Source organism: Mesorhizobium sp. M7A.F.Ca.CA.002.09.1.1 (genome assembly GCF_003998555.1).
Lineage (GTDB): Bacteria > Pseudomonadota > Alphaproteobacteria > Rhizobiales > Rhizobiaceae > Mesorhizobium > Mesorhizobium ciceri.
The window spans coordinates 1-2,417 of record NZ_RZRR01000853.1; the positions used below are offsets into that span (position 1 = coordinate 1).

The window sequence follows — 2,417 nt, forward strand, 5'->3', positions numbered from 1 at the left end:
GAAGCTGGTGACGCTCGGCAAGCGTGGCGACCTGCACGCCCGCCGCCAGGTCATTGCCCAGATCGGCAATGAAGGCGTCGTCAAGCGTCTGTTCGACACCATCGCGCCGCGCTACGCCAACCGCAATGGCGGCTATCTGCGCATCATGAAGGCGGGCTTCCGTCACGGTGACAACGCCGCCATGGCTGTCATCGAGTTCGTCGATCGCGACGTCTCGGCCAAGGGCGCCGGCGACCGCGCTCGCATCGAGGCCGAAAGCGCTGATGCGGACGCCGCAGCCGCATAAGGCTCGGTTTTCCCAAATGAGTTCAAAGGGGCCTGCGGGCCCCTTTTTGTTTTCTGAAAGCAGCAAACCGCGCCGGAATCCGATTTCCGGGCATGCCCCTGGGGTTTTGGCCCAAAATAGTCGGATTTCAGCGGCTTAGCCTTTCATTTTGCACAATCGTCGGGACAATGCCCCCGAACTTGCCTTGGAGGATTCGCGAATGCGCGCCAGAAGACTGCCCTTTGTTCTGCTTTTCGCCATCATGGCGTTTGCGGCCGCACCGGTGGTCAGGCAGGCATTGGCCGAGGAGACCAAGACCGATCCCGGCCTGTCCGATGTGCTGACCGACCTGCTGCATGGCGTCGAGGGCGAGAACGCGACGTCCGGTCCCGACAAGCGCGTGCCGTTCGGCCGCGAGGAGGTGCAGCTGTCGTTTGCGCCGCTGGTCAAGCAGACGGCGCCGGCGGTGGTCAACGTCTATGCCTCGCAGACCGCCAAGGTGACATCGCCTTTCGACGGTGATCCGTTCTTCGAGGAATTCTTCGGCCGCTCGCAGCCGCGTGCGCAGTCTTCACTGGGTTCCGGCGTGCTGGTCGATCCGACCGGCGTCGTGGTCACCAATTACCACGTCATCAAGGATGCCGACCGGGTCAAGGTGGCGACCGCTGATGGGCGTGAGTTCGACAGCAAGGTGCTGCTCAAGGACGAGACTCTCGACCTTGCCGTGCTCAAGATCACCTCGGACAAGCCGTTTCCGGTCATTGCCATCGGCGATTCCGACGCGCTCGAGGTCGGCGACCTGCTGCTGGCCATCGGCAACCCTTTCGGCGTCGGCCAGACCACCACCAGCGGCATCGTCTCGGCACTGGCCCGCAGCCATATCGGCGTCTCCGATTCCAGCTTCTTCATCCAGACCGACGCCGCCATCAATCCCGGCAATTCCGGCGGCGCGCTGATCAACATGGGCGGCCAGCTGGTCGGCATCAACACGGCCATCTACAGCCGCAGCGGTGGTTCGATCGGCATCGGCTTCGCCATTCCCTCGAACATGGTTCGCGCCTTTGCCGACGCGGCCAAGGCCGGGCTCGACTTCTTCGAACGGCCCTATATCGGCGCCGAGTTCGAAGCGGTGACGCCGCAGATCGCAGAATCGCTCGGCATGGAGAAGCCGACCGGTGCGCTGGTCTCGTCGGTCGAGGCGACCGGACCGGCCGCCAAGGCAGGGCTCAAGCCCGGCGACGTGGTGCTGCAGCTCAACGGCAAGCCGGTCGAGAGCATCGAAGCGCTGGACTACCGGATGGCGACGCTGTCGATCGGCACCACCGCCAATTTCGCGGTTCTGACCAAGGGCCAGCAGGCGGCGATGGATATCGCGCTGGAGCGTGCTCCGGAAGGCATGAAGGCTGCCGAGGTGACGCTGCATGGCCGCAGCCCGTTCTCGGGCGCCAAGGTCGCGGAGCTGTCGCCCCGGCTCGCGCAGCGGCTTGGCCTGCGCACGGACATCAAGGGCGTCGCCGTGGTCGACATCAACCGCGATTCACCGGCCGCCGATTTCGGCTTCCAGCCGGGCGACATCGTGCGCGAGGTGAACGGCACCACCATCGATACCGCAGCGACCCTGGAGCTGGCGGCCAAGACGGATACGCGCTGGTGGCGCTTTACGGTCGAGCGCGGCGGGCAGATACTGCGTCAGGTGTTGCGTTATTAGGGCTGGGTTCCGTGCATTCGGGCTCATGCTCCAACGAAAAAGAAGTGCATGGCCGATCTGTTCAGCGTCGATGAACCGGAAAAGACGCCGCCTGGGCGGCCGCTGGCCGACAGGCTGCGGCCGAGGAACCTTGGCGAGGTCGTCGGCCAGGAGCATCTGACGGGGCCTGACGGCGCGCTGACCCGGTTGATCGGTTCCGGCTCGCTCGGCTCGATGATTTTCTGGGGGCCGCCCGGCACCGGCAAGACCACCGTGGCGCGGTTGCTCGCCGGTGAAACGAGTCTCGCCTTCGAGCAGATATCGGCTGTCTTTTCCGGCGTCGCCGACCTGAAAAAGGTGTTCGAATCAGCCAAATTGCGCCGTGCCAATGGCCGCCAGACCTTGCTGTTCGTCGACGAGATCCATCGCTTCAACCGCGCGCAGCAGGACAGTTTCCTCCCGGTC

Annotated in this window: 3 protein-coding genes; all 3 read left to right on the top strand. The window is 64.6% G+C overall.

All coding sequences use genetic code 11. The features are described from left to right. Nucleotides 1–286: 50S ribosomal protein L17 (gene rplQ, locus EN994_RS27295; RefSeq protein ID WP_127307960.1), on the top strand; the 286-nt coding region annotated here is incomplete at its 5' end. Nucleotides 287–485: 199 nt separating this feature from the next. Continuing rightward, nucleotides 486–1,973: a DegQ family serine endoprotease gene (locus EN994_RS27300; protein ID WP_127307961.1), complete on the top strand. Its 1,488-nt coding sequence runs from the start codon at nucleotides 486–488 to the stop codon at nucleotides 1,971–1,973. A gap of 48 nt (nucleotides 1,974–2,021) precedes the next feature. Further along, nucleotides 2,022–2,417 (top strand): AAA family ATPase (locus EN994_RS27305; protein ID WP_127307962.1); only part of this gene is annotated, 396 nt, incomplete at its 3' end.

Coding starts and splice junctions, on each gene's coding strand:
- EN994_RS27300 (WP_127307961.1), top strand. CDS start 486: ATGCGCGCCAGAAGACTGCCCTTTGTTCTGCTTTTCGCCATCATGGCG.